The 24860-nt window shown below is 46.6% G+C and carries 26 protein-coding genes and 1 tRNA gene; 13 read left to right on the forward strand and 14 right to left on the reverse strand.

What is annotated here, in order from left to right:
• Positions 1-513: 513 nt before the first annotated feature.
• Positions 514-593, forward strand: a tRNA-Leu gene (locus EJV45_RS08445).
• Between the two features lie 375 nt (positions 594-968).
• On the opposite strand, the gene EJV45_RS08450 is transcribed toward EJV45_RS08445, so the two are convergent.
• Together EJV45_RS08450 and EJV45_RS08455 are read right to left on the reverse strand one after the other, a co-directional pair.
• Positions 969-1556: a hypothetical protein gene (locus EJV45_RS08450; RefSeq protein ID WP_129715241.1), complete on the reverse strand. Its 588-nt coding sequence runs from the start codon at positions 1554-1556 to the stop codon at positions 969-971.
• 60 nt (positions 1557-1616) lie between these two features.
• Positions 1617-3185, reverse strand: a complete 1569-nt coding sequence (locus EJV45_RS08455) for a hypothetical protein (RefSeq protein WP_129715242.1) — start codon at positions 3183-3185, stop codon at positions 1617-1619.
• 201 nt (positions 3186-3386) lie between these two features.
• Between EJV45_RS08455 and EJV45_RS08460 the strand changes: the two genes are divergently transcribed.
• The gene (locus EJV45_RS08460) at positions 3387-3878 is read left to right on the forward strand and encodes a YfbM family protein (protein ID WP_240755232.1); all 492 of its coding nucleotides are present in this window, start codon (positions 3387-3389) and stop codon (positions 3876-3878) included.
• A gap of 205 nt (positions 3879-4083) precedes the next feature.
• Here EJV45_RS08460 and EJV45_RS08465 read toward each other — a convergent pair whose 3' ends face one another.
• Entirely contained in the window at positions 4084-5229 is a 1146-nt protein-coding gene (locus EJV45_RS08465; RefSeq protein WP_129715243.1) for an alkene reductase, read from the reverse strand.
• A 129-nt stretch (positions 5230-5358) separates the two neighbouring features.
• Between EJV45_RS08465 and EJV45_RS08470 the strand changes: the two genes are divergently transcribed.
• On the forward strand, positions 5359-5781 hold the full coding sequence (locus EJV45_RS08470) for a helix-turn-helix domain-containing protein (RefSeq protein ID WP_129715244.1): 423 nt from the start codon (positions 5359-5361) through the stop codon (positions 5779-5781).
• A 116-nt stretch (positions 5782-5897) separates the two neighbouring features.
• Here EJV45_RS08470 and EJV45_RS08475 read toward each other — a convergent pair whose 3' ends face one another.
• Complete coding sequence (locus EJV45_RS08475; RefSeq protein WP_129715245.1) at positions 5898-7046, reverse strand: TlpA disulfide reductase family protein; 1149 nt, start codon at positions 7044-7046, stop codon at positions 5898-5900.
• Between the two features lie 310 nt (positions 7047-7356).
• Here EJV45_RS08475 and EJV45_RS08480 point away from each other — a divergent pair, with 310 nt between their 5' ends.
• The 3 genes from EJV45_RS08480 to EJV45_RS08490 are packed head-to-tail and all read left to right on the forward strand — an operon-like array spanning position 7357 to position 8784.
• Complete coding sequence (locus EJV45_RS08480) at positions 7357-7944, forward strand: TetR/AcrR family transcriptional regulator (RefSeq protein WP_129715246.1); 588 nt, start codon at positions 7357-7359, stop codon at positions 7942-7944.
• Positions 7945-7989: 45 nt separating this feature from the next.
• The gene (locus tag EJV45_RS08485; RefSeq protein WP_129715247.1) at positions 7990-8451 is read left to right on the forward strand and encodes a hypothetical protein; all 462 of its coding nucleotides are present in this window, start codon (positions 7990-7992) and stop codon (positions 8449-8451) included.
• Positions 8452-8472: 21 nt separating this feature from the next.
• Complete coding sequence (locus EJV45_RS08490) at positions 8473-8784, forward strand: DUF3817 domain-containing protein (protein WP_129715248.1); 312 nt, start codon at positions 8473-8475, stop codon at positions 8782-8784.
• Between the two features lie 2 nt (positions 8785-8786).
• Here EJV45_RS08490 and EJV45_RS08495 read toward each other — a convergent pair whose 3' ends face one another.
• The 3 genes from EJV45_RS08495 to EJV45_RS08505 form a co-directional block, all read right to left on the reverse strand.
• A complete protein-coding gene (locus EJV45_RS08495) occupies positions 8787-9674 on the reverse strand; it encodes an alpha/beta fold hydrolase (protein ID WP_165305016.1) in 888 nt (295 codons plus the stop codon).
• A 65-nt stretch (positions 9675-9739) separates the two neighbouring features.
• Complete coding sequence (locus EJV45_RS08500; RefSeq protein WP_129715250.1) at positions 9740-10306, reverse strand: Crp/Fnr family transcriptional regulator; 567 nt, start codon at positions 10304-10306, stop codon at positions 9740-9742.
• Positions 10307-10396: 90 nt separating this feature from the next.
• Positions 10397-11137 carry a bifunctional 2-polyprenyl-6-hydroxyphenol methylase/3-demethylubiquinol 3-O-methyltransferase UbiG gene (locus tag EJV45_RS08505; RefSeq protein WP_129715251.1) on the reverse strand — a complete coding sequence of 247 codons (741 nt, stop codon included), beginning with the start codon at positions 11135-11137 and terminating at the stop codon, positions 10397-10399.
• Positions 11138-11340: 203 nt separating this feature from the next.
• Here EJV45_RS08505 and EJV45_RS08510 point away from each other — a divergent pair, with 203 nt between their 5' ends.
• Positions 11341-12309, forward strand: coding sequence for a S41 family peptidase (locus EJV45_RS08510; RefSeq protein ID WP_129715252.1), 969 nt, complete (start codon positions 11341-11343; stop codon positions 12307-12309).
• A 78-nt stretch (positions 12310-12387) separates the two neighbouring features.
• On the opposite strand, the gene EJV45_RS08515 is transcribed toward EJV45_RS08510, so the two are convergent.
• The 4 genes from EJV45_RS08515 to EJV45_RS08530 form a co-directional block, all read right to left on the reverse strand.
• Positions 12388-13746: a hypothetical protein gene (locus tag EJV45_RS08515; protein WP_129715253.1), complete on the reverse strand. Its 1359-nt coding sequence runs from the start codon at positions 13744-13746 to the stop codon at positions 12388-12390.
• A gap of 182 nt (positions 13747-13928) precedes the next feature.
• Complete coding sequence (locus tag EJV45_RS08520; protein ID WP_129715254.1) at positions 13929-14774, reverse strand: hypothetical protein; 846 nt, start codon at positions 14772-14774, stop codon at positions 13929-13931.
• Positions 14775-14843: 69 nt separating this feature from the next.
• Positions 14844-15440, reverse strand: coding sequence for a hypothetical protein (locus tag EJV45_RS08525; RefSeq protein WP_129715255.1), 597 nt, complete (start codon positions 15438-15440; stop codon positions 14844-14846).
• A 351-nt stretch (positions 15441-15791) separates the two neighbouring features.
• Positions 15792-16154, reverse strand: coding sequence for a hypothetical protein (locus tag EJV45_RS08530; protein ID WP_129715256.1), 363 nt, complete (start codon positions 16152-16154; stop codon positions 15792-15794).
• Between the two features lie 214 nt (positions 16155-16368).
• Between EJV45_RS08530 and EJV45_RS08535 the strand changes: the two genes are divergently transcribed.
• The 4 genes from EJV45_RS08535 (at position 16369) to EJV45_RS08550 (ending at position 19936) form a co-directional block, all read left to right on the forward strand.
• The gene (locus EJV45_RS08535) at positions 16369-16713 is read left to right on the forward strand and encodes a hypothetical protein (RefSeq protein WP_129715257.1); all 345 of its coding nucleotides are present in this window, start codon (positions 16369-16371) and stop codon (positions 16711-16713) included.
• 120 nt (positions 16714-16833) lie between these two features.
• Complete coding sequence (locus tag EJV45_RS08540) at positions 16834-17382, forward strand: dihydrofolate reductase family protein (protein WP_129715258.1); 549 nt, start codon at positions 16834-16836, stop codon at positions 17380-17382.
• Between the two features lie 144 nt (positions 17383-17526).
• Positions 17527-19548 (forward strand): beta-L-arabinofuranosidase domain-containing protein, encoded by a 2022-nt coding sequence (locus tag EJV45_RS08545; RefSeq protein ID WP_129715259.1) that lies wholly within the window; start codon positions 17527-17529, stop codon positions 19546-19548.
• Positions 19549-19636: 88 nt separating this feature from the next.
• A complete protein-coding gene (locus tag EJV45_RS08550; RefSeq protein WP_129715260.1) occupies positions 19637-19936 on the forward strand; it encodes a hypothetical protein in 300 nt (99 codons plus the stop codon).
• A gap of 212 nt (positions 19937-20148) precedes the next feature.
• Here the strand turns inward: EJV45_RS08550 and EJV45_RS08555 are convergent, their stop codons facing one another.
• The 3 genes from EJV45_RS08555 to EJV45_RS08565 form a co-directional block, all read right to left on the reverse strand.
• Positions 20149-21120, reverse strand: coding sequence for a gluconolaconase (locus tag EJV45_RS08555; RefSeq protein ID WP_129715261.1), 972 nt, complete (start codon positions 21118-21120; stop codon positions 20149-20151).
• Position 21121: 1 nt separating this feature from the next.
• Positions 21122-22321, reverse strand: coding sequence for a sorbosone dehydrogenase family protein (locus EJV45_RS08560; RefSeq protein WP_129715262.1), 1200 nt, complete (start codon positions 22319-22321; stop codon positions 21122-21124).
• A 129-nt stretch (positions 22322-22450) separates the two neighbouring features.
• A complete protein-coding gene (locus EJV45_RS08565; RefSeq protein ID WP_129715263.1) occupies positions 22451-22813 on the reverse strand; it encodes a hypothetical protein in 363 nt (120 codons plus the stop codon).
• 218 nt (positions 22814-23031) lie between these two features.
• Between EJV45_RS08565 and EJV45_RS08570 the strand changes: the two genes are divergently transcribed.
• Positions 23032-23586, forward strand: coding sequence for a 2'-5' RNA ligase family protein (locus EJV45_RS08570; protein WP_129715264.1), 555 nt, complete (start codon positions 23032-23034; stop codon positions 23584-23586).
• Positions 23587-23838: 252 nt separating this feature from the next.
• Positions 23839-24381 carry a transposase gene (locus EJV45_RS08575; RefSeq protein ID WP_129715265.1) on the forward strand — a complete coding sequence of 181 codons (543 nt, stop codon included), beginning with the start codon at positions 23839-23841 and terminating at the stop codon, positions 24379-24381.
• Positions 24382-24860: the final 479 nt, after the last annotated feature.

The raw sequence follows: 24860 nt of genomic DNA on the forward strand, positions 1-24860 counted from the left end.
AGACTACCAACAAACGCTATTTGCAACTTGACAGGGGGGCTTACTTATTGAAATAGAACAAAAAACTCTGTTCAAACGCCAGGTATGCCGTTAAAATACAAACGTTAATTTTTACCGGACAACACTGGGTCAGGACCTGGGCGCCTAGCCCCTCACTTTGCCAAGCCCCACTGACGTCCCCCACGCCGTCATCCCGAAGCGCGTTTACAAAATTCCTTTTTTTCTCATGCTCGCAACGGCGAGGGATCTCCTGCGACGAAGCAGAGGCGGACGTTTTGCGCAGGTGGACCAAAGAAAAAAGCACAAGGATGAGAGACCGCTCTGAGTTGAAAGTGGAAAGTGTAAAGTCTGGGCGCAGAACCGGTCGTGCGCCATGCAGGGTATGCGCCATGTCTACATATGGAATACGAATACCTACATCCGAAATACAACTTAAAACTTTCCCTTCCTATAAATTTGCGAATACGCGAATGAATTTCTATGTTTGCAGCCCGTTCGGTAACAAACGGATCTGCCCAGCTGGCGGAATTGGTAGACGCGCTGGTCTCAAACACCAGTGGGAAACCGTGCCGGTTCGACTCCGGCGCTGGGTACATATCGGACGAAGTTCCAGTTTTTGAAAGGGTTGCTAGGAAAAAGCAGCCCTTTTTCTTTGGTTTGAATGCCTTATTTGCGAAAGTAGGCGCAATCAATGCGGTTCTAAACCTTCCATCAATAACCGGCCCGCCGGGGGTTGCTGAGCGATTTACTCAGGACATAGGGTGTCAGACCTCCCATCTTAGGAAACGATAAGCCTACGCGAGCTTACTGTTTTATGGCGGGAAGAACTACTTGAGACCAGAAGTAGGTTGATGTAATCAGTTGGAGAGTACTCCGTTAGGGATAGCAACAGATCCCTAAGCAAGGCGACGATGGGAGCGGATAGCCCGGCCGAGAGCGGCAAAAGCATATCCTGCGAAAATGACACACTACCTCTGATAAATGGAAGTTATGCGCACGGAAATGATCCCGTTGGATGTATAGAGCGGTTTTTTCGTTACTAAGGTCAGTTTTTTAACCTTATCATTTTCATATTGAAATGATGCGTCAAAAGGAAGTGTTAAAGTTCTGGAAGTATTGGAAAATACATCACTTTTAACTTCCAGTGTTCGCTGAAATGTATCGATCGTGAGCGCTCCGGAGGCGGGTTGCAATAAGTATGTAACACTGACGGCCGGGTCGTAATCAGAAACATCTTCAGTAGTCTTGTTATCTCTTACGAAATATTGTTCGCTCCAGGCTTGAGCAAAAGAAATTCCTGTTGTCAGTTCATTTATGTAGGTCGTTACTTTAATCTGCACGAAGGATTCAGACAGTCGCTCTATTTCCCGGAGCATATCTATCGAGGCCTCGCCATCCAAATTTACATCTATGGCCTTGTCTGAGTAGGAAGACACTAATTTATAGGTTCCATGAAAGGCGCTCCGGTATAATGCATTGCTGTCTGTCTCAACCTTTTCCTTTTTGCAGGAGCAGAAACAGTACAGGATGGCGATAAAAATCAACCAGTTTTTCATAATAGGGATTGATAAAGAAAGGCCTGGAAAGTATGGCTCGCCAAGCCTACTTAAATATAATTATAAATTAGTTATATCCCGCGGCTCGACCGATATCCGGACCAGGCCAGCATTTACTTCCCAGGTATCCCAGAGATGCCGTCTGTAAGGCCTTCCACCAACTTTATCGATATATCTATAGCGAACTATAATCGGATCATGAAAGTTTAGAATTCCTTCACCGAGATAATCGGAATCCAGCGTTCGTTTTACTGTTGTAGAAGTTGTTTTGGTCTCTTCGAAAGATCCGCCAAATTTAGCGCCGACCTTAACTTTTTCACCTGTCGCATTGATTTCGAAATTGGAGCCGAATTTTGTGGTGTTGGTAATAGTATATTCCACTTCTTCCGCTGGGTCAAATTCATATACGGTAAATTTCCAGGTAGACCCGTAGGCATCTAAATCCCAGGCATCGATAGCTTCGTTTACAAAAAATTCTTTGGTGTCGACACTCGAAATCCGATAGTTTCCGGATGTGCCATCGGCTACAAAGTTGATATTGTAGAGCTCGTGACCTCTTGCAGAAAAAGCCTTCCTTAAAACCTGACCTGCGCCGTTTTTTGCGTTGATCATGACATCTATTCGGAAGTCATAGGCGCCATCTGTCCAATAGTAAGGCTGTTGCGGAAAAGGAGGCCGGCCACTGGGTGTATTTCCATTATAGCGCGGATCGTCCTGGTCGGCGATATCGCTCCATTCCGTATTGCTCATGCGAAATGATCGTATGTACTCGCGGTATTTGCTGTTAATTGGTCCACGGGTAACGCCATTAGCTGGGTCAATGCCATAGTAGATGTAATCACTATGCCACTCTACACCCTTCTTAAAAGCAGTGATGACTCGCGGATCGATAGGGTTGGTGTCATAAAGAGTGTCTACCTCCCTTGCTATTTGAAAACCGCCATCTTTTCTGTTATCAGTGGACCTGCCATCATATGCCTTGTCGACGAATTTCAGTGTGATTCCTCCGGATGTAGTTGTAATGTAGCTTCCGGCAGCAGCCTGAACCGAAGCTCCGCGCGAAACAGCGATCCGTTCATTTTCTTTGACAATGACGATAGGATAACCTGGGATAAGACCTTTTTTAATCTGGTTTACTTTCCCTTCGGCATCCACGACACTAATCGATTCAAATTCCTTCCCATTCGGACTGATTGCCACTTTTGGTACTTCGGATCGGGTATTCCAGTTTTCCGGAGAGAAATTGGGGACAGTGGGAACTAAAATCGTCATAGTTGGAAGATTATTGAGGATCTGCTCCAATTCGGCGGTACTCAAACCGTACTTTAGCAGTTTTACTTTGAAACTTTCGCCGCCGATCAGTTTATTTGCTGTCGTAAGAAACAGCACATCATGATCCTTATCAAATTCCTTGAGTGCTTCTGTCTTGATAAATGCCCGCAGATCCTGATCGGCAGCCAGCGCCTTTGCTAGAACATTGGAAAATTTGGTTTTGTAGGCGGTCTTCAGGCTGTCCTCAACATTGGCCTTTTCTTTACCGGAATCATGCAGATCATTAACTGGATGCGGAACCTTCTTGCATGAGATGATTGCTGCGCTAAGCAGCGCAATCAAGACTATATTTTTCATTTTGGGATGATTTATTTCTAAATATACGTAAAAAAAACAAACCAAAAAGAAATTTTTTATTTAGCGTGGATCCTGTTGAGGGCTGCTCAGCTTTGAACAGCCTGCCGCTACCGTATAGATGCCAATAGTTCAATTAATCATCGCTTCAGCGATAAACAGCACATAAAAGTGTATTTTGGAAAATATTAAATTATGATAATCATGAGTATGATCGGTAATTTGCTCAGGGTAACCAACGCTGAGCTGAATGCGTATCTGGAAGACAGTTCATTGTTAGAAAATCGGATTTATCACGAAACTGACGATTCCAACCTGGTCGACATTGATAAAACCTGGGAAGGTATCGTGTTTCTGTTAACAGGTCAGCGCCTGACTGATGCTGATAATCCGCTGCTGGCCGTTCTGTTCAGCGGTCAGCTTATCGATAACGACCAGGACTTAGGCTACGGTCCGGCGCACTACGTAACGCCTGAACAGGTTGTGCAATTGAATAACGAGATTTCAAAAATCACAAAGGCGGATTTGAGACAAAGGTTTGATCCGGCTAAAATGATCGAGTCAGGTGTTTATCCGAATATTTGGGACGAAAGCGATGAGACATTTGAATACCTTGCCGGCTATTTCCGTGTGGTGCAGAAAATCTATAGCGAAGCGGCACGTAAAAACGAAGCCATCGTGACGTTCATAAGCTAAAAGCTGCTTTCCAGAGCCCCGGGCGGACAGCGTTTTCCTGAAACCATCGTCAAATTTCCAACCATTGCCATACACTCTGCACTGAGTGCGAAAAAAAAATGACGCTCCGGCGCCTGAACAGTTGCTTTTCAGAACAGGATGCTACTGTCCGCACTTTCAAAGCAAATGCTTTCCTTCGTGAAAAGGAAAGCATTTGCTGATCAAGTCATTCAGCTGGTACTTCCTGTCTTCCGTGTGCTTCACCGAGTATAGCCCTGGGATAATCCGTATAACCATTTTCACCGCCGGTATAATACAAATCCGGGTTGCCGGCTGATAAGGGCAGATCAGATCTGAACCGCTCAACCAGATCGGGATTGGCAATAAATGGTGCGCCGAACGAGACAAGGTCTGCTGTTCCTTCGCTCAGAATCGCGTTCGCGGTCTCCCGCGTGAAGCCCAGGTTAGCCATCAGTCTGCCGCTGTAGTGGTTGCGGAAATGGTCGAAATAGTTCTCCTGCAAGGCTTCAACCGTGGTACCGGTTAAGTCTTCCGACGGAGCTACGATATGCAGATAGGCCAGGTTATAGTCGCTCAGTTTGTTGCAGAGGTATTGAAACATCGGTATGGTCTGTGCATCAGGCGTCATCACGCCAACGTGGCTTAAGGCTACAGGTGTAAACTTAATGGCTACACGGGTGCTGTCCCAAACCTCAATGATGGCGTCAAGTATGTCAAACACGATGCGGGCACGATTTTCTATGCTGCCCCCATACTCGTCTGTACGCTGGTTGGTGGCCAGGCTGAGAAATTGCGGAATCAGCATTCCAACCTGTGCGTGTACCTCGACACCGTCAAATCCGGCTTCCAGGGCATTTTCAGCGGCTTGCTTATAGTCTTGAACAGTCTGCCTGATTTCCGCCAGGCTCATTTCGCGGGGCTTGAGCGTATCTTTGAATCCGTTGGGCGTAAAGGATTTGGTCTGGGGATTTATAGCTGAGGGGCCTGCAGGCAATTCCCCGTTAAGGTGATCGTGGTGTGATGCAGCACCGATGTGGCCGAGCTGGGAGAAGATCAGTCCGCCATGATCATGCACCGCCCGGGTCACCAGCTTCCAGCCTTCAACCTGTTCGCGGGTATAGATGCCCGGTACGTTTATGAAACCGATCGACTGCGGATTCACCCAGGTGCCTTCGCTTAAAATGAGTCCGGCAGAAGCACGCTGGGCATAGTATTCGGCCATCAATGGCGTAGGAACCAGGCCTGTATTGGTGGCGCGTCCGCGGGTAAGAGAAGCCATCACAACCCGGTTTTTAAGTTTAAGCGCGCCTAACTGATATTCTTCCAGCAAAGGCTGTGTCGTATTTTCCATCGTTTTTTCAGCAAACCTCGCCCATCTTTGGCAGCCAGACAATATGAGTGAAACTTATGCTATAGGGATAATTTTATCCCATGGCCGTTTTGCGGTACAATGCCTATTTTTGAACAAAGAGAAGCTGTTATGTATGAAAGAAAAATATCGCTCGCTATCGATTGTGGTTTACACCTGACTAAAGAAGTGCTAAACGGTAAATGGAAGCCCGCATTGCTCAACGCCATTTCGATGGACATTAAACGGCCAAGCGAGATTTTACGCCTGTTACCCGGAGCCACCCGCCGGGTGCTGAACGTGCAGCTGAAAGAACTGGAGGAGCATGGGATGCTGGAAAAGAGAATCTACCCGCAGCTGCCGCCCAAGGTTGAATATTCTTTGACAGAAATCGGCTGGTCATTAATGCACATCATCGATGCAATGAACCAGTGGGGCGATGCCAACCGGCAATTTTTAGAAAATGTAATTGCCCGCGACCCAAAAACAACCCAGGTTTCGAAATCCGTTTGCCAGATGTACAGGGATATGGCTGCACCCGGGAAACAGGCCTGAGTATGCTTCGGGGCGGCGCCATCTAAATCAGGCATTTGTCTGGCGAAGGCATACATTTGCAAGGCCTGTGCCGGAGGCTGACCGGATCCCGAACTGGCGGTGCGGGCGCCTGGATGTTAAGGTAATAAAACTTTCAAAACATCGGTTAACGCTTCCACCTTATGTGTTTTCAAAATCAGCCTGCCCCCAGCGTCTGTTAACAGGTAGGAGGGGATACTTCGGATATCTGCCCGCAGTGCACTGGCGCTCGAAAAGCCACCTGTATCAATCAACTGGGGCCATGGCAGGTCTTCCTGCTTCAGCGCAGTTTTCCAGTTGTTCAGGTTGTCATCAATCGAGATGCCCACAATTTCGAGCTGACGAGGGTGATAGGTCCGATAAAGCTTAAGCAAGGCCTGATTATTTGCCCGGCATGGCGTACACCAGCTCGCCCAAAAATCGATGATCATGTATTTGTTTGTTTTCCTGATGCCTGCAGTATTGACAAGCTTAGCGTTCGCATCCCGAAGCTCAAAATCGCTGATCACAAGCCCGGCTTGGGTTGCCTTATGCCCGGCGATCAGTTTGTTCACTTTAAGATATAGTGGATTATTTGCATACTCGGCAGGCATTGATCGCAGGTAACCTTCGGCTTTTTCAAAACTGATCAGGGTACCCAGGTGATTCTCCGAGAGCGGAAGCAGGGAATAGGCGCCTGGATGATTGGCTGCAAACGTATCAATAAGCGCTGCCCGCCTGGTGTTCAGGTGCTTCAGTTTTAATACGTGTCGTGATAGCATTACACTGTCTACGGGCTTTTTCCGGTTCTCCGCATTGGCCAGCCTGAGCGTGCTTTCTAAAGAATCCTGGATAGGGCGATCCAGGCCTGCGAGCTGCTCGAGCAGATGCTGTTGTGGCGATGACACCTTACTTTGATAGATTAAAGCCGCATGGCCAAGAATGGTTGCCGGATTTTTCGTATCTAACATGACCGGACAAAACCCTTTCTGATCTTCAAAAAATACCGAATAAAGGCCGGCATAAGTGATCTTGCCGGTCAACTGAAATTCGTCCTGTTCGTTTATAACGACAGAGTCTATCCTGTGTTTGGTCGTATTTGGCACATATACATCGTCAGACAAATAAATTGTTTTTCCCGCGCCGCCTTGCAGCTTCCCGTTAATCCGGTAGCTGTATTGCGCAAAGGACACGCTGATCCCGGGAAAAATTAGGATCAAAACAATAAGCCAAGTGGCATAACGCATGCGCGTGAGACAGAAATTCATGATAATAATTTTGAAATGTAAATATAACTAATAATTTAGTTGAAAATAAATATGTTTTGGACGGTATTTGTTTTTTAGATCACATTATGTTGATTTTATTGAAATAAGGGCGTATTAGCATCTACGCGAACCGACTACCTTTCAGGAGATCCTTTACTTTTATTTGCGATAAATTATATCAATGGGCTTGCGACTGGCTAAATGCGATGCTTTGCTATTGATTTGATACATTCCTGACCCTTCGTTGACATGTTGATTTTCGCAGATCAGAAATTACAGCTATGTTTGTGAACATACTAACTGGTATCTTATGTCTAAGGCAGCATCGACCCGTCATCACATATTAGAAAAGGCATTTGAGCTGATCTACCTGAAAGGGTACCAGGCAACCAGTATTGATGAGATTATTGCACAAACGGCCGTTACCAAAGGCGCTTTTTTTTACCATTTCAAAAACAAAGAGGAGATGGGGCTGGCTATGATCAATGAAGTGATGTACCCCGGCATGACTCCCTATATGATCGATGTGCTGGGTAAAACGGATGATGTGCTGAATGATATTTATACCATGCTGAAAGCTTTGCTGTTATCAAATCCATTCTTTAAAGTTGAGTATGGCTGTCCGGCAGTCAACCTTGTGGATGAAATGGCACCAATCAATAAACCATTCCGAAAGGCGCTCAGCCGTTTAATGGTTGAATGGCAGCGCGCCATTGAAGAGGTGCTGACGAAAGCACAATCGGCGGGACGGATAAGTAAAAACAATAGTCCGAAACAGGTTGCTTTGTTCATCACCAGCGGCTACAGCGGCGCCCGCAACATGGGTAAGGTTTTTGGCAAAGGCGCTTACGAAGAATATCTTCAACAGTTTAAAAATTATCTCAGCAGTCTGAAATAAAAAATTTTACCACAAAACATACCAGTTAGTATCTTTTAATCAACTATGTATTATTATCTTCTTTCTTTTCATTCCCTGTTCCGTTGGCTGTTGGTAGCCGCGCTATTGTTCAGCATCATTCTCGCCTACGATCGCCTGAAGCGAAAAGCTTCCTTTACGCCGTTTGCGAATCGGTTACGGCATTGGACGGCCACCATTGCACACCTCCAGTTATTGCTGGGTTTCACCATTTATTTTCAAAGTCCGCTGTTGAAATTCGCAATGCCTGCGTCTGCGCATCCGCTGATCAATGATCAGCGGTTTTTCAGATACATTCATGCCGGCCTGATGCTGTTGTCGATCGTACTGATTACCATCGGTTCGGCCAGAGCGAAGCGTATGTCTACAGCTGCGGGGCAATACCGTACCATGCTGATCTGGTTTGTTATCGCTTTGCTTATCATGTTCATCGCGATCCCCTGGCCATTCTCTCCGTTTGTTGCACGGCCCTTCATCAGACCACTTTAAGCAAAACCCAATACTTACTATATGCTACATTTATTTAAATCGCCGATTGGCCGGCTGCGCATGATCGCGTACCTGGAGGGTACATCGTTACTGATCCTGGTGCTCATCGCAGTTCCTTTAAAATATTATAGCCACGACCCCGCCCTGGTAAAGGTCATTGGACCAATTCATGGTGCACTTTTTCTCTGGTTTATTTTTAATACCCTGAGTGTCGGTATACAGCAGCGCTGGCGGTTCAGAGAGCGGACCTGGAAGGTGCTGCTTGCCTGTATCATTCCCTTTGGTACATTTTATATTGATCATGTCGTGCTCCGGAAGGCGGCGGAGGAATAAACTTACTTTTTCAAGGTGGCATTCAGGAACGACGACAGCATCGTTTTCAACAAGTCGGTTTGTTGCGTCAGATTCGTGTGCATGGTTCCGGGTAAGATGGCCAGCCGTGTTGCGGGCCGGGCTACTTCGCCGATACTGCCGCCGCCCAGCAGCCTGTACAGTTTGACGGTGTGCTCCAGACGAACAATGTCAGCATCTGCGGTAATAATCAGTGCAGGGGCAGTGATTTTTGAGATTTGCTGCTCTGACAACGCGTACGCCTTTCCTTCAAACTCTTTGACTTTGGCAATAAGGGTCGCCCATTCATGCGGCCTTGGTGCCGAGGCCAGGTGTTCCTGCTCATAAGCCGAACCGGCCATGGCTTGCGGATTAAGAACCGCCTCATGTATTTTTGGCAGGTCCTGATGCCGGCCGTCTTGATGGTACATGACCGAAGCCAGAATAAGCCTGTCAACAAGCGCGGGCCTGGCAAGCGCTACGCGTAATGCAACGCCGGCCCCGGTGCTGTAGCCAAAAATATCGCATTGTTTTATGCCCAGATGATCCAGCAAGCCTAAAACGTCGCTGGTAAATTGCTCATAGGACAATGGCCGGTCCGGGATGTCTGCCGTATGCCCGTATCCCTGGAATTCAACAGCAATAACCTGCCTTTGAGTCGACAGAAAGGGGATCAACTGACCGAATCCTGTTCCTATGCCGGACAGCGTCCCCGGCAGGAGGATCAGCGGCTTGCCCTGACCGTACATCTCATAATAAAATTTTAGTCCGTTTACATCCGCATAATGACCCTCGCGGCGAATCAATGGTGATTGAGAAGGATTGCTCTGCGCCAATACAGCCTGCTGCCCTCCGAACAGGCCGAGAAAAATTAACAGTTTAAATGAGCCCATATGCATGATTGTTTGGATGCTAATTTGGGCACTTCGGATCACCTAAACCTTGGTGCAGACCAATATTATATTTTTATGCTGTTAAAAAGTTTGCTGAAGTTTGTCGGATCAATCCCCAGGTAAGATGCAATATACTTATGCGGAACGAGCTGTAATAAGTGCGGACTTCTGCTACAGAAAGTCCTGTAGCGTTCAGCAATCGTCATGGCCTGCAGTTCGATGTGCCGGGAAATCATCCCGGCCAGGGCATCTTCGGTCATTTTTCTGAAAAACCGTTCAATCTGCTGGTTTCTGTCGAAGAGCGAGGTCAGATCGGTAAACGAAATATAATCCAGTATGCTGTCTGTCAGGCTTCGCCAATAGTAAAGCGAAGGGGCCTGGAACGTGAATGCTCCCGGAACGGCCAGTATGCCGGGAAAATAAGAGAAAGCGAGGATATGATTTTTTTCTGCCGTTTCATAACAGCCAACCTGCACGCCTGTTCTTACAAAGAACAACCGGCCGGGTATTTGACCAGGCACGATAATGTCTTCGCCCCGTTTAAAACTGCATTGTTTTAAATTGGCGGTCAGCATCTCATAATCAGCCAGGCTGATGCCATACTGGGCGCTCCAACGTTCAAACCTATCCATAAGCATTAAAATGGTGAATAGAAAACATTATATCCTGTGCACATGCCTCATTCCGTCGCTACGCTGTAAGTGTGTGGCGAACAGAGAACATCAAATCGATGCCTTCCTGCTTCTAACCATGAGAAAAATAGGGCGGCGCAATTCGTGCACCAAGGCGGGGTCGCGTTCCAACATATGTAAAGGCGGTTTTGGTTCTGAAATGGCCTGGATGTTAAAGCCGGTTTTTAACAGCCCGTTTAGAATGCTTTCAAGCGTACGATGATATTTTACAACTTCATGCCCTAAAAAAGAGGTTTTTCTAATTCCTTCATCCTGGTAGTTGTCCAGGGGCCAATGCAGAACCTCACCGTGTTCATCTTTGAACCAATCTTGTTCCTCTCTAGCCGTAAATACCAGATGCTCCATGGAAAAAATGAATTCGCCACCGTCATTTAACAAATTCCAGACCTGTTTGAAGGTTGTATCCAACTCTGGCAGGTAATGCAGTGCAAGCGAGCTGAATACCACATCAAAGGAAGAAGACTCACGATCAAAGTCTTCAATAGCCGTCTGTATATAGGTTATTGGCAGGTCTTTCGATTTGCTTTTTGCTACGGCAATCATTTTTTCAGAAAGATCTATACCCACTACCCGGGAAGCGCCCTGTTCGGCGGCATAGATGCAGTGCCAGCCATAGCCACAGCCAAGATCGAGCACGGATTTTCCTTTTAGGCCGGGAAGCATTTTTTGCAGTGCTTCCCATTCACCCGTCGCGGTAAGGCCTTGTTTAGAACGCGGCATCTCACTATATGCTTCAAAAAATGCGGCGTTATCGTATTTGTTTTCTTTCATGATCAGGGATGTTTAATCAATAACGTAAAGTTATATATTTTTCTTCAGTTCATCGATATGTTAACTCCCTTCCACGCGGCCTGCTTAAATCACCGCTGTGGTTTGAGAAGGTTACGTCTTCGTCATAGAACGATATGACAGGTCCGTGATCAGCAGAGTTGATATCTGCCTTTGTTTGCGTACTTTTATTGCAAAACGCTCTTATGCTTAGAAAAATCGCCGTTCAGGTACTCCTGGTGTTTTTTGTATTTATTAATGCCTGTTCGCAGACCTCGCAATCGTCTGCAAAGAAAGATATCGAGCTGATGTTAAGCCTGGTCAAAATCAGCCTGACACAGCAATACTTCGATAAACAAAAAGCTGCTGATCTTGTCCGGATATTGACGGAAATGGACAATAGGAAGGCATTCAAAAATCTTTCTGCACACCAGGCTGCCGAATTAATTACACAAACCTTAAGAAAGGAAACGCATGATAAGCATTTCAGTGTCACTGTTTATCCGGCGAATTCGCCCGTAGAAAATGCTGCACCCGCAGCTAAGCACAATGCTGCGGGCGTAAGTGATTACAGGATATTGGCGGGGAACATTGGTTATATGAAATGGGACTTTTGCCTGGCAAATGATGCGGCATTCAGGGAATTTCGTCACATTCTGGACACTTTTTCAGGATGCAGCAAACTGATTTTTGACCTCTCTGATAATCCGGGTGGCGACGGTGCAAGCAGTGCTTTCCTGAATCAGTTTCTTTACCGCGATAAGGGTTATCAGACGCTCCTCAGGAAAAGATGTACGGGCGAAAAGGAGTGGCATCAAAGCGAGGTGATATTTGATTACACAGATGGCCCCACCTTTTTTGATACTCCGCTTTATATCATTACCTCTAAGAACACATTTTCTGCGGCCGAGTATTTTGCGCTTATCGCTAAGGAAATGAAAAGAGCAACCATCTTAGGCGAGACCACCGCCGGTGCAGGCAATCCCGGCATGTCGCAGGGTTTCCGTTCTCCCGATACGGATACGATGATCTGGTTGTTTATTCCCAATTGCCAGATCATCACACGCAGTGGATACTCACTTGAAGGCGCAGGCGTGGAGCCGGATGTACCGCTGAAGAGCGATAACCGGTTGCAGGAAACTTTAAAGTATATAGCCGGAAACCCGGTCAAATAGTTGGTTTGGTTGTTTAAACTCTTTCAACTAATTACGCCATTTGCTGCCGCAGTTAACGGCAAAAGTCCTGCTCTTCGGTCAGGCAGATAACGCCATAAGTGTTCCGCAGGTGGTCCATATGGTCACGATCAGTCCAAAGAGTAAGCAGTACAGCAAAATATCGACTTCCTTCCTGAATTTAACCCAGAAAACGATAACGAACATCAGCGGACAGGTGGTTATAAAAATAAAGATAACCGTAGCCAGTGTTTCAAAAATGTCCTGGTTAAAATCCTGGATTAACAGCCGCATACCCACATGTGAAACCCATATAAAGGAGGGGAGTATAAAGCACAGCAGCCATTTCCACACCGGCATCAGGCTTAGCTGTGCCGGCTGGGTGCTGCGGTAATTTCTAATCAGTAACATAACTACAGCCAATGTGCACAAAACCAGCATGAAAATGTGCAGGTAAGTGTTCCTGATGGTATCGGTCCGGGTGTTCACGCTGCTGTTCGAAACAAGCTTGCTTCCGTCAAATTGCCGGGTGTTTGTTCGCTCGCCGCTAAGAAACGTATGTACGACCGTCCTGTTCCCCAGGCTGTCTCTGATGGTCCATGTGGAATCTTCGAGGCCCATTTTATAGTGGCCTTCAATGATTACTTTCTCATTTTTTGTTCTTGTAAACGGGCCATCCAGCCGGCTGCCGTTAAAACTTAATGCGTCGTCACCCTGCGTTGTTTTGATCGTCAGGCGTGTTGTTTCCCCTTCGGGAATCAGGCTTGTGCTGTCGCCGATCCACTCATGAATCTCCCGATCCAGCTCTGCGATCGACAGGTTTTTATTGTAATCATCATCCCGCACAGGTTTACTGATGTAGAGCTGGTTTACCCTGACGACGAGCAGCCCTTCCGCCTTAAAAAATTCGAGATCATTATACAGGTTAGCGTTGGGGGTTTTGTCGCTGCGCAGCAGCACATACTGAGGTTGCTCAAAGGATTGGATATACCGCTGCTGGCTGGTGGCGCAGAATGAAAAAATGGTCACTGCGCTGGCAAACAATGCACCCAGGCGGGTAACAAGTGAATCGGGGAACCTGATCTGCCGGTCATGTTTCAGATAAAACCAAGCAGGTAACAAGACGGCCAATGCCAACAGATCTGTTGGGTCAACAACCCTTTGCACCCTGAAAAGCTTATTCAGTATTTCAACAAATCCTGAGGCATATTCGCTTTTCCACCATGTAAAAAGCAAAACTGTCGCAATAAATACCGAAGCCTTGTGCCTGGGAAATACAGCAGACCAGAATACCGTAAAAACGAATAGTCCGCAGAAGTCGGAAAGTTTTCCGGTTAGCACGTTGTGATATCTGTTCTTCAGCACAAAATCGTTAAGGATCAATAGGATCAGGCAAAAAAGAAAGGGCAGGGACAGGAGGTGTTTCGAGCGCTGATGCATGTTTTTAGGTGTTTTCCTATTAATACCGCTTAGGGTAGTTTGGTAACCTTTATTGAGCTGCTATATGTCAAATGCCATTATAAAGTGGCCAGATAACCGGCAGGATTGCAGGAACAAAAAATGGCGTTTAGGGTTTTCCGCTTCGCGGGATGCTGTGCTTCGCCGGATGTATCGCCTGCCATTTAGAGTTTTCGCCTGATGATGAAAACCCTGCCCTGTCCAAAACGCGGCTGATAAATCAGAAATGCCGGCAGGGGTTTCCTGAAAACCTTTCGAAATCTGCAGTAGGAGAGGTCTGTATCAAAGTCGTTCGCAGCGAGAAACAGCAGGCCGTCTTTTGTTGCGGGGCATCTGAAGCGTATTTGTTCACCTTCGACAGTCAGGTCGAAGTAGCCGGTGCCTGACCAGGCGGGAGCCGCACCGGCACCATTCGGACTGCCCATTCCACGAAACGGTTTCAGCCAGCTTGTCTCCAGCCGCTCAATCCCAAAATGCCTGAGGTAGATGTGCGACCGGCGGTCTTTCCACTGCGGAAAATTCGGAATGAAATCCGGCAGCAGGACAGCGTGCTGCCGCCAGTCTTTTTTTATGCTGTACAGGTTGCTGATGTGTCCGGTTAATTTCCCCTTTTCATCAAAATAACAAACATTTTTCAACTCATCAGGCAGTCCGCCGTCTTTACCACCACGAGACACATACTCAGTGGTTCCGATCATGAATTGTTTCTTTAGCGTATCAAACTGAACATAACCACCGTCTTTTGGCCAGTGCCTGGCTGGTTCCAGATGCTGCAAAGCGCTGTCCAGTTCCCCGGCCTGGTCAAACTCACCGTCAAACCGGTAATATTCGAGCGTTTTGCCTTTCAGGGTAAGCTCTTCTAAAATAAAATTTCTGCTTTCGATGTGATCGCCGAGCGCGGCGTATGTCAAATCTAACCGGTGTGCCTTGAGTCTGTTCGCAATGAGCAGTATGGCCGGAATGGCCAGGAGTATAACAACTATCAAAGCAATCTTCAAAACCTTTTTCATTTAAGTGCTAAAAAATAACCAAACTGTCTCATATCAGCCAATACAATAATTGCATCAGGATGAATGCCATCATTTCATGTCGTCATTGAACTGCGAATAAAATTTATCGTCTGTTTTCTTCAGACTCAGCCTGGATATTCTGACGAAAAATGCCTGTTGAGGGGCTCCGGCCGCATCGGTTTTGTTATCAAGACAATACAGCGTAGTTTGGGTTTGTGTTCCGGCGTCGCGGGTTTGTAGAATGTTATATTTGCCGTTATGGACTGTGCGTACGTTAGCCGGTGTGATGTCTTTGAAATGCTTACAGGCGTTCAGCAGGGCATTATATTGCTGCTTGGTCAGATAAACTGAAGCTTCCACCTTTCTGAACTTATTGGATTGATCTGCATAAAAATCGACCACTTCTTTAGGTTTTATTTCAACGTTTTTGAATTTAAACGTTTTATCTTCAGCACTGCTTGCCGGAATTCGAAAAATGGTGTAGAGGGTGTCATGACCGGTCGCACTTTCTTTTGGCAGTTTGTAAGATTTTTTCTGTTTTGCAAATAGCGTGTCTAACCGTTCCGCGAAGGTAACCTTATCCAGGTCAAAAACACCAAACCGTGCACCAAGATGCGTGGGGTTATCCTGGCCGTTGCAGCTTCCAAATGTGAATAAAAAGATCATACAACTTACAACTTCTCGGAATTTGTAGTGCTTTTTTTTTCTAAACGTCATTAGCTAACAATTGTGGGGTGTAACACAAGTACATACGCCTGTCATATAACTCTGATGTGTTAATTTTACGATAAAAACATGGAAGTTATCGAGATGTTTGTGAAGATAATCGAAGAAAGCACAGCGTTTATTAACCAGCAGCGGTATGCTGTTCCGGCTGGGATATAGGGGTGAATTTTTTATCAAAATCAGACCACAACGTTTTTTCCTGCCGCCTCTGCCCGGTGATAAAAAATTTTCTCATATGACTTTGATGATCCTATACCCATGCCGTACGCATCGCTATCCTTTATGCGCTTTCTAAGTCTGTTCAAAGGCTTTTATCTTTTGATCAGGGGTTTTCGAAATGATACGAAGGCTCAATTTTTCCAGGTCGGTTGCAGTTGATCTTCCACCCATCACTTCAATCGCGTGCATCACAAAGCGATCATCGTAAGTACTCCGGTGTTGTGTTTCATCAAAAGCTTCAGATGTAAAAAACAACAAAGGCCGGTTTCCGCCATTGGGTATAATAAATTCTTTGTCAGAATTTGAAAGATCTACTGATGTATGTTTCCGCTCTGACTGCCGGCTATAAACATTTAGGCTGGCAGATCTTATGACATCGCCGAATTGTTTAAGGAAAGTCGGCAATGCGACAAAAATATGGATATGGTTAGGCATAGCGCGTCGGTTTTATGGCGGCTGATTCTTGTAAACGATCAGTTCCTATAAAAGTTTCGCCTCCCGGTTTTACGGACTGCTAAGAGAGTGCCCGGAGGCGGTGTTATTTAAACGGGGCTAACTTGTGTCACTATTATCATGTCCTTCGCCCCGGTTCAAGTCATTATTTTTTATGGATTACTAAAGGTGTCTGCATCATGGAAACAAAAACCCGATGAAATACTTTCACTTCCTGCTCTTATTCTTCTTTCTTCATTGTTTTTCCTCGGTAGCCTGTGCCCAGCAGCGCAGGGGTCTGCTACCAAGCTTTCCAACTGTCACGCAGCAGGAACCTTTGTGGATTGTCCACCTGAACCGTAAAACTTATCAGATCTCAAAATCTTACGCAGACAGTCTTGTCAGGCAGGATAAGGTCGAGGACCTCAAGATCGAAAACGGTGCAGCCGCTATGGCAGTGTATGGCGTACGCGGGTCTTATGGCGTGATTGTCGTTAAGCTGAAGAAGACGCTGAGGAGGATTGAATACAAAGAAATCCGTAGACACCTGAAGGCGTTTTAGCTCGCTTAGCGGGTATTCAGATAAACCTTGTGGCCATTGACCCCCTTCTATTTGTCGCAGATTGCCCGCATGCAGTTTCCTCGCTCCACTTAGCTTTGATAAGATCCTAAACGCGAAAAAATGAGAAAGGTAAGCTTTAGTTTAAATATCAGCCTTGACGGCTATTGCGATCACACGCTCTTCAATCCTGCCGAAGATGTTCTTGATTATTTTACCAGGATGACAGATGATGTCGATCTGTATTTTTTCGGCCGGGTGATGTACGGTTTGATGTTTCCATACTGGGCGGATGTTGCAAGAACGCAATCGGGAACCGCTGCGGAGAACCTTTTTGCTGTAAAGTTTTCGGCTATAGACCGTGTAGTCGTTTCAGGATCGCTGGATAGCGCAGATGAAAAAACGCGGATCATACGGGGTGATCCTGCAGAGGCGCTCTTAAAGCTCAAGCAGCAGAAAGGCAAGAAGATTTCTGTAGACAGCGTAACCATGCTTCCGGAATTGATCGCAGCAGACCTGATTGACGAATTTAACCTGGTCGTTCATCCGGTCCTGATCGGCAGGGGCCGGCGCCTGCTTGACGACGGTAGTCTGCAGGAAAATCTGAAACTCAAATTAAGGGAAACAATTACTTTTGAAAGCGGCTGTGTGGCGCTTCATTATTCCCGATAGCAGACGTTCGCGGCAGGCATTCGAATCCTGTAGGCCTGTCACAGCCCCTGCTATATTGAAATCTTTTTGCAATCAAAATGTGCCAACCATTGTGTGGAATGTTTGCTAGTTATACCTTAGCAGGATCTGTTTATCAGTCCTGCTATGACGCCATTTAACTTTCGCAATAAAAAATCTGTCGGGCTTTTTTGTCTGCTTTTTGCTTTCCTGTGCTTAACGCAACACCTTTCTGCCCAATATGCATCGCCAAAAGAGGGACTTATTAAAACGCCCTATCAGGAATTGCCGCTTGGCGCCATCAAAGCCCATGGCTGGCTGGAAGAAATGCTTATTCGTCAGAAAAACGGCGCAACCGGCAAACTGGATGCACTTTACCCGCTCATGAACAGGCGAAACGGCTGGCTTGGTGGCGACGGCGACCAGTGGGAGCGGGGCCCGTATTGGATTGATGGGCTGTTGCCGCTGGCATACATTCTCAAAGACAAAGAACTGATAGCAAAGGTAAAGCCCTGGATTGAATGGTCGCTGCAAAGCCAGACGCCTGATGGTTACTTCGGTCCCTCGAAAGATTACCCGCAGGAAGCTGGTCTTCAGCGTGACAACAGCCGCGACTGGTGGCCTAAAATGGTGATGCTGAAGGTTCTGAAGCAGTATTATTCGGCCACAGGTGATAAAAGAGTGATCAAACTGATGACCAATTACTTCAGGTATCAACTCGCTGAGCTTCCAAAAAAGCCGCTCGATCACTGGACGTATTGGGCAAGGTACAGGGCGGGCGATAACCTGATGGTGGTTTACTGGCTGTACAACATAACGGGCGATAAATTTCTGCTTGATCTTGGGGAATTGCTGCACAAACAAAGCTTTGATTTTACCAATGCTTTTCTGCATACCGATCTGCTTCAGAAGTTTGGCAGCATACATACCGTAAACCTGGCCCAAGGCATGAAAGAGCCCTTGATTTATTATCAGGCGCACGCGGACGACCGGTATCTGCAGGCAGCGAAAAAAGGCTTTGATGATCTCAAAAAATACAACGGTACAGCGAATGGCTTATACGGTGGCGATGAGGCTCTGCACGGAAATAATCCCACACAAGGAAATGAGCTCTGTGCCGCGGTAGAAATGATGTTTACGCTGGAAAATGCGCTGCAGATAACAGGATCGCTTGATTACGCAGACCAGCTTGAGAAGATCGCATTTAATGCTTTGCCCACACAAACTTCAGACGACTATATGTCGCGCCAGTATTTTCAGCAGGTAAACCAGGTTATGCTTTCACGGCAGATGCATAATTTTGGGGACAATCATGCGGGAACAGATGTTTGCTACGGATTGCTTACCGGCTATCCCTGCTGTACATCAAATATGCACCAGGGCTGGCCAAAGTTTGTACAGAATTTATGGTATGCAACCGCCGACCAGGGTATTGCTGCATTGGTGTATGCACCAAGCGAAGTTACAACTGCGGTCGCAGGCAATGTAGCGGTTACGATTACCGAGGAAACAGCCTATCCGTTTCAAGAAAGCATCCGGTTTACGGTCAAAACGGGAAAGCCGGTTAAATTTCCGTTTCATTTGCGGGTGCCCGCCTGGTGTAAGAATGCGGTGGTTAAAATTAACGGGCAGTCTTTTACGCAGTCTGAAGGAAACAATGTGTTGAAATTGGACCGGACATGGAAGCCGGGCGATATTGTTGAGCTTTCCCTGCCTATGCACCTCTCAAAAAGCAGATGGTATGAAAACTCAATTGCTATTGAGCGCGGTCCCATTACCTATGCGCTAAAAATGGGCGAAGACTTCCGGGAGATAAAAAACACAACTGACTATGCCGCCTTTGGCAACTATACCGAGGTGCATCCAGCCACGCCCTGGAATTATGGAATTTATGACGTGAATGATCAAAAACTTCCGGAGCATTTCAAAGTAGAGCTGACAGGAAAAAATAGCCGATATCCATGGAACCTTGAAAATGCACCTGTAACTATCAAAACCAAAGCCAAGCGGATTCCGTCCTGGACACTTTACAACGGGAAAGCGGGACCACTTCCGTACAGCCATATCTATGGCCTGGAAAAAGATGACCGGGAAGAAGACATTATACTTGTTCCATATGGCTGTACCACGCTGCGGATTACGCAATTTCCGCAGATTGGAAGAAAGTAATTCAATTGTAACGCGGCTGTATTAAATTTCAGCACTATCTCTGCTGTACACCGCTGAATGTTAAATTTGAGCCCAAAATGATCAGCCCATGAAAACACTGTCTGAATTCAAAGAATCACTACAGGCCACAGAGCCTCCGCACGCGCTGTCCGTACAATTAAAAAGTCTCTGGTATGATGGAAAAGGCAACTGGCAACGGGCGCATGCACAGGTCGATCATCTTTCAGATCAGGCGTCTGCCTGGGCTCATGCCTATCTTCACCGTAAGGAAGGAGACATCTGGAACGCGGATTACTGGTACCGGCAGGCAGGAAAAAAGCGTCCTGATACCACATTAGATAAGGAGTGGGAGCAGCTTGTTCTACATTTTCTGGCCGGTTATCTTTAATAAACGACGCGGCCGATTCTACAGGGCGTTTTCCGGCGGCTGTTGAAGCGTGCTTCCGGCACGCATGGTTGTGATTTCTATGAAAAAATATGTTCTTAGTTTATTTTTTAACTTAAAGTTGGTAACTTTACAAAAGTTACCAACTTTGCAGGAGTCGAGCTCTTTTTCCGAACCTTGAATAGCGTAAAACGCGGATATCTGCCGGCAGTCAGCTACTTCACCGGCTTAAGCACGGCCTGTTGCAGCGCGAACTTTTTCAGGGGCACAGAATTGCTGTCCAGCAACTGGTTGAACTGTGCATTCATAACCCAAATTTCTTTACCATTCAAAGTAGCCGTCGATGGATAGGTAAACCTATCTTCGACCACCGTAGATGCGATGACCTTCGCTGATTGCCAGTTATCAGTACTGGCAAGCTGGAAGATCTTATCGGTACCACCATTCACGACCATGGTGAGGGTATTGTTATCATTTAAAACAAGACCGTCGGCGCCCATAAAAAACCGGTCGGTCTTAATTTGCTGCACCTGCTTCGGGTTACTGAGATCGATCCTGAATAATTGTCCTTTTGCACTGTTGTCAACAATGAGGTAACCCGATGGATGGTATACAATGCCGTTCAGTCCGACGCCCTCGGTTGCAAAACGTTCATCTTTGGCAAACACTGATGCTTTCCCGTCCGGACTGACTTTGTAAACCGCGCCGGCGAAACTATCGGTCACATAGGTATTCCCTGACCGGTCAAACGTGAGGTCGTTAGCAAAGTGTTTTCCGGGGATAAGCCTTGACAGGTCGACATCTGAAAGCTTCCTTCCCGACTGAATGTCTATACTGATTAGCCTGGCCATTTTCATACGGGTTGCCGGCTCTGTGAATTTGCTGTAATTGGCATCCGAAACACAGACAAAAAGCCTTTTCCCATCAGGATGCAGTTTCAGTCCATAGGTCGACTTCAGCGCCGGGTCTGTGTGCAGAACAGCATACATACCCTGCAGAGTAACTTTCCCGATCTGCCCAAGCCTGGCTGATGATACATAATAAACTTTGGCAGTCTGATCATATGTCACACCTTCCGGATAGGCTTCGGGCGCATCAAATTCAATTCTTGGACCCGGCCCCGGCAACGTAGCTGCGACGGCAGTGAAAAATGCTAAACCCAATGTGCTATATAATACCTTCTTCATGTTATTTTGTGTGTTTAACTGCGTAAATGTTTCCTGATGCGTCATCTGAGATGTAAATGACACCTGTTTTTGTTACTGTGATGCCTGCGGGGCGTCCGAAACGGGCCTCTCCCTGCAGAAAGCCGGTCAGAAAATCTTCCGCTTTCACCGCCCTGCCGTTTTGAAATTGAATGCGCTGGACCTTGAAACCTACAGGCTTCTCCGCATTCCACGAGCCATGCCAGGCAACCAGGCCATCGCCGGCCCATTCCTGCGGAATGTTTGCTGCACCGCGAAAGAAAGTAAAACCGATCGGTGCCATGTGTGCCGTAAGTTCCAGCACAGATGGCTGTGTGTTTTTCACAACGGCTTCTTTGGTATTACCCGGCGGATCTTCGCGGCTTTTATCAACTTCTTTCTTGCCGTAGGCATATGGGAAGCCATAATCGCCGTTTTCAATGATGTGGTTTACTTCTTCCGGCGGCCATTCGTTTCCTTTGGCGTCTCCGCCGTTATCGATCCCCCAGAGTTCCCTGGTCTCGGGATGCCAGTCGAAACCGATGGTGTTGCGAAGACCGCTTGCAAAGACCTTTCGTTGCCAGGTATTGGGCTCTACCTGCAGCATAACCGCTGTTTCTTTGTCACTTTCTTTGCAGTCATTGCACAACGACCCGACACTGATGTACAATTTTCCGTCCGGACCAAAGTCCATGGTGCGGTTGGGATGTTGTCCGCCATCCGGCAGATCTTTGATAAGGGTCTGACCTGCTGCTGCATCCAGTGTGCCGTCAGCTTTAACAGGATAGCGGCGTAATTCGTTGCTGTTACACAGATACATCCAGTTGTCTTTCATCGTGATGCCGTGTACGCCTTTAAAATTTGAAACAACAGTAACCAGATCTTCGAATTTTGAATCGCCATCCTTATCTTTCAGAAGGAGTACATCTCCGCCGTCCCGCCGCGTCACATAGACATTTCCCTGCTGACTGGTATAAAGCATGCGCGGCTTTCCCAGGCCTGAAGCCGCCAGGCTGACCTGCCAGCCTGGTGGTACCTTTAGCAGTTTGATCATCTCTGGCTTAAATTCCAGTACCTGGGCATATTTTGTGACCGTCACAACTTTGGTGACATCTTTCGGTGGAATACCTCGCTGGGCATTTGTCTGCTGGGCGAGCAGCATGGAACATAATAGGGCTGCGAAAAATGGTTCTTTGTTTTTCATAAGCGTTTTGATAGGTGATTTAGTGGAAGTTGCTGAGAAATATGCTTTGTCCGTCAAAAGTGGGCTTTAGCCGGATTAAGCCCGTTGAAACTGATTAAGGCCCGGCTACTTACGGCCCAGGTGTTCAGGCTATTTTGTGGTACGACCATTCCAGTCCGTGAGCAAGATGGTCAGGCCGGCGGCAAGCGTAACTGCCGTGTTGAAAAGCAACTCTTTTCGGTGTCTGCGAAACGGCGGAAACAAGTTCTGAATGGCGAAATGCGCCAGGTTAAAACGGTCGACCCTGCCGTGCACCCGGAAAGGGATAATTGATTTTACTGCAGCCGGCTGGCTGGTTAGCGCAACATATGGAAGCAGGACTGCGGCCTCTGCCGCATAAATCTTTCGAACGATCTTATTCATCTTAAGAAAGGATGGGAGTACCAACATGGCAGCTGTAAGCGCATAATCAATCAGGGCATGTTGTTTCGGTGAGACAATCTTGCGGTTCATAGGCAGCTTTTTGGTATTGCAACACAGTACCCAGCAAGTTGTTTAAAACATCAAACACCTTTCAGGCATCCTGGGCGCTGTGTTTCGCCCGACAATGATAGCTCTCGTAAGTGTGTGAGCGGCGCACGGCTTGCCAAAGCCACCTACACGGAACGTGGTATGCCCTGGCGCGTTTTTTGGCAGCGGATAAAGGACATCAAAAAAGAAAGAATAACACGATGATAAATGACCAACCTCTGATAGTTACACTGCGGCTGGATGCCTACTCGCAAGGTTTCTTTGATGACCTGAGACAACGCTATTTTCCGCCCGAACGCAATTTTCTAAAGGCGCACCTGACACTTTTCCATAAACTCCCTAACACAACCGAAACTGTAGATGTCTTAAGACGGTTCGTCTATGGAGTCTTTGATGCAGAGGTAACGGGGCTGATTAGCCTGGGGGCCGGGGTCGCTTATCGGGTTGAGCACCCATTGTTGAAGACACTTCACGGTGCGTTACGCAGCCAGTTTGAGTTTCATCTGACTGCGCAGGACAAACAGAATTTCCGCGGACACGTGACTATACAAAACAAAACGGATCCCGGGACAGCAAAGGATTTACTTGCCCGGCTTTATACAGATTTTCAGCCGTTCGAGGTTCAGGCGCTCGGGCTGGATCTGTGGACATACCTCGGGGGGCCATGGGCACACAAAAAGTATTTCCCCTTTACGGGTGATGTTCTGACTGGCCAATCTGCTGACACAACGGGCACCATCGCATCACCGGGATGATGCTCACTCATTTATTCCTGGCTGATAAAATAATTCGATCAATAAGCGGAGAAGTAGGCGGCGAGATTCTCAATGCTGACTGGTACCGTTACAGTGTACGTTTTGTAGTAGACCCCAACTGAAGATTCAGTTGGTGTGGTTAGCTATTATCCGCTTAATTATATAGGTAATTTCAAAACAGGTAAATTTTATTATATAATAATTATACTTATAATTAAATAAATTTCTATATTAGGCTATTGATGACTGATCATGAGCCGAAAATATAAGTTTCTTAATAGAGAAGGGCTGCACTTTGTGAGCTTCGCAGTAGTGCACTGGATTGATGTATTTGTACGGCCGGTGTATGCACAGGTCGTTCTTGACAGCCTTGAGCATTGCCGTCGAAACATGGGCATGGAGATCTATTGCTGGTGTATTATGCCAATCCATATGCACATGATTTTTCGGGCGCGCGATGGTAATCCCGACAGTGTTTTAGGTCGTTTCAAACAGTTTACATCACGGGGCGTGGTGAACGCCATAAAGGATAATCCTAAAGAATCGCGTAAGGACTGGATGCTGAGGTTATTTGCAGATTCCGGTGCCAGAAGCAGTAACATTCAGAATAATCAGTTCTGGCGGCATGATAACAAACCGATTGGTGTCTGGACGCCAGCTGTAATCGAGCAGAAGATAAACTATATTCACAATAACCCGGTTGTTGCCGGCCTGGTATTCGAGCCAGATCAGTACCGGTACTCAAGCGCAATAGACTATGCCGGAGGCAAAGGCCTGATAGATATTGATTATTAAAAAACAGCAAGGTTGACTGATAGATACTGATTATTAAAAAATAGTAACGTTGACTCATAGATATCGATTGCTTAAAAACAGCAAGGTTGACTAATAGACATTGATTATTAAAAAATAGCAAGGTTGACTGATAGATATTGATGATTAGAAAACAGCAAGGCTAACTGATAGACATTGATTATCAGAAAACAGCAAGGTTGACTGATAAATATTGATTATTAAAACCAGCAAGGCTGACTGATGGATATCAATTATTAGAAAACAGCAAGGCTAACTGATAGACATTGATTATTAGAAAACAGCACGGCTGACTGTTAGATATTGATTATTAGAAAACAGCAAGGTTGACTGAGGGAGTGTAACGCGAACTGTGTCAGTTCTAAATTAACGCCTCTCAGAAGCCTCTGTTCTCCTGAAGAATTCTGTCACCAAATTTAATGTATAATTGCGAGAATGCCAGTCCCCAGTTATGGATTGGC

The organism is Pedobacter sp. SYP-B3415, from assembly GCF_004138205.1.
Taxonomy (GTDB): Bacteria; Bacteroidota; Bacteroidia; order Sphingobacteriales; family Sphingobacteriaceae; genus Pedobacter.

Bases quoted from the DNA above. Each gene is read 5' to 3' on its own strand.
- EJV45_RS08450 (WP_129715241.1), bottom strand. From the start codon at position 1,556: ATGAAAAACTGGTTGATTTTTATCGCCATCCTGTACTGTTTCTGCTCC.
- EJV45_RS08455 (WP_129715242.1), bottom strand. From the start codon at position 3,185: ATGAAAAATATAGTCTTGATTGCGCTGCTTAGCGCAGCAATCATCTCA.
- EJV45_RS08460 (WP_240755232.1), top strand. From the start codon at position 3,387: ATGAGTATGATCGGTAATTTGCTCAGGGTAACCAACGCTGAGCTGAAT.
- EJV45_RS08465 (WP_129715243.1), bottom strand. From the start codon at position 5,229: ATGGAAAATACGACACAGCCTTTGCTGGAAGAATATCAGTTAGGCGCG.
- EJV45_RS08470 (WP_129715244.1), top strand. From the start codon at position 5,359: ATGTATGAAAGAAAAATATCGCTCGCTATCGATTGTGGTTTACACCTG.
- EJV45_RS08475 (WP_129715245.1), bottom strand. From the start codon at position 7,046: ATGAATTTCTGTCTCACGCGCATGCGTTATGCCACTTGGCTTATTGTT.
- EJV45_RS08480 (WP_129715246.1), top strand. From the start codon at position 7,357: ATGTCTAAGGCAGCATCGACCCGTCATCACATATTAGAAAAGGCATTT.
- EJV45_RS08485 (WP_129715247.1), top strand. From the start codon at position 7,990: ATGTATTATTATCTTCTTTCTTTTCATTCCCTGTTCCGTTGGCTGTTG.
- EJV45_RS08490 (WP_129715248.1), top strand. From the start codon at position 8,473: ATGCTACATTTATTTAAATCGCCGATTGGCCGGCTGCGCATGATCGCG.
- EJV45_RS08495 (WP_165305016.1), bottom strand. From the start codon at position 9,674: ATGGGCTCATTTAAACTGTTAATTTTTCTCGGCCTGTTCGGAGGGCAG.
- EJV45_RS08500 (WP_129715250.1), bottom strand. From the start codon at position 10,306: ATGGATAGGTTTGAACGTTGGAGCGCCCAGTATGGCATCAGCCTGGCT.
- EJV45_RS08505 (WP_129715251.1), bottom strand. From the start codon at position 11,137: ATGAAAGAAAACAAATACGATAACGCCGCATTTTTTGAAGCATATAGT.
- EJV45_RS08510 (WP_129715252.1), top strand. From the start codon at position 11,341: ATGCTTAGAAAAATCGCCGTTCAGGTACTCCTGGTGTTTTTTGTATTT.
- EJV45_RS08515 (WP_129715253.1), bottom strand. From the start codon at position 13,746: ATGCATCAGCGCTCGAAACACCTCCTGTCCCTGCCCTTTCTTTTTTGC.
- EJV45_RS08520 (WP_129715254.1), bottom strand. From the start codon at position 14,774: ATGAAAAAGGTTTTGAAGATTGCTTTGATAGTTGTTATACTCCTGGCC.
- EJV45_RS08525 (WP_129715255.1), bottom strand. From the start codon at position 15,440: ATGATCTTTTTATTCACATTTGGAAGCTGCAACGGCCAGGATAACCCC.
- EJV45_RS08530 (WP_129715256.1), bottom strand. From the start codon at position 16,154: ATGCCTAACCATATCCATATTTTTGTCGCATTGCCGACTTTCCTTAAA.
- EJV45_RS08535 (WP_129715257.1), top strand. From the start codon at position 16,369: ATGAAATACTTTCACTTCCTGCTCTTATTCTTCTTTCTTCATTGTTTT.
- EJV45_RS08540 (WP_129715258.1), top strand. From the start codon at position 16,834: ATGAGAAAGGTAAGCTTTAGTTTAAATATCAGCCTTGACGGCTATTGC.
- EJV45_RS08545 (WP_129715259.1), top strand. From the start codon at position 17,527: ATGACGCCATTTAACTTTCGCAATAAAAAATCTGTCGGGCTTTTTTGT.
- EJV45_RS08550 (WP_129715260.1), top strand. From the start codon at position 19,637: ATGAAAACACTGTCTGAATTCAAAGAATCACTACAGGCCACAGAGCCT.
- EJV45_RS08555 (WP_129715261.1), bottom strand. From the start codon at position 21,120: ATGAAGAAGGTATTATATAGCACATTGGGTTTAGCATTTTTCACTGCC.
- EJV45_RS08560 (WP_129715262.1), bottom strand. From the start codon at position 22,321: ATGAAAAACAAAGAACCATTTTTCGCAGCCCTATTATGTTCCATGCTG.
- EJV45_RS08565 (WP_129715263.1), bottom strand. From the start codon at position 22,813: ATGAACCGCAAGATTGTCTCACCGAAACAACATGCCCTGATTGATTAT.
- EJV45_RS08570 (WP_129715264.1), top strand. From the start codon at position 23,032: ATGATAAATGACCAACCTCTGATAGTTACACTGCGGCTGGATGCCTAC.
- EJV45_RS08575 (WP_129715265.1), top strand. From the start codon at position 23,839: ATGAGCCGAAAATATAAGTTTCTTAATAGAGAAGGGCTGCACTTTGTG.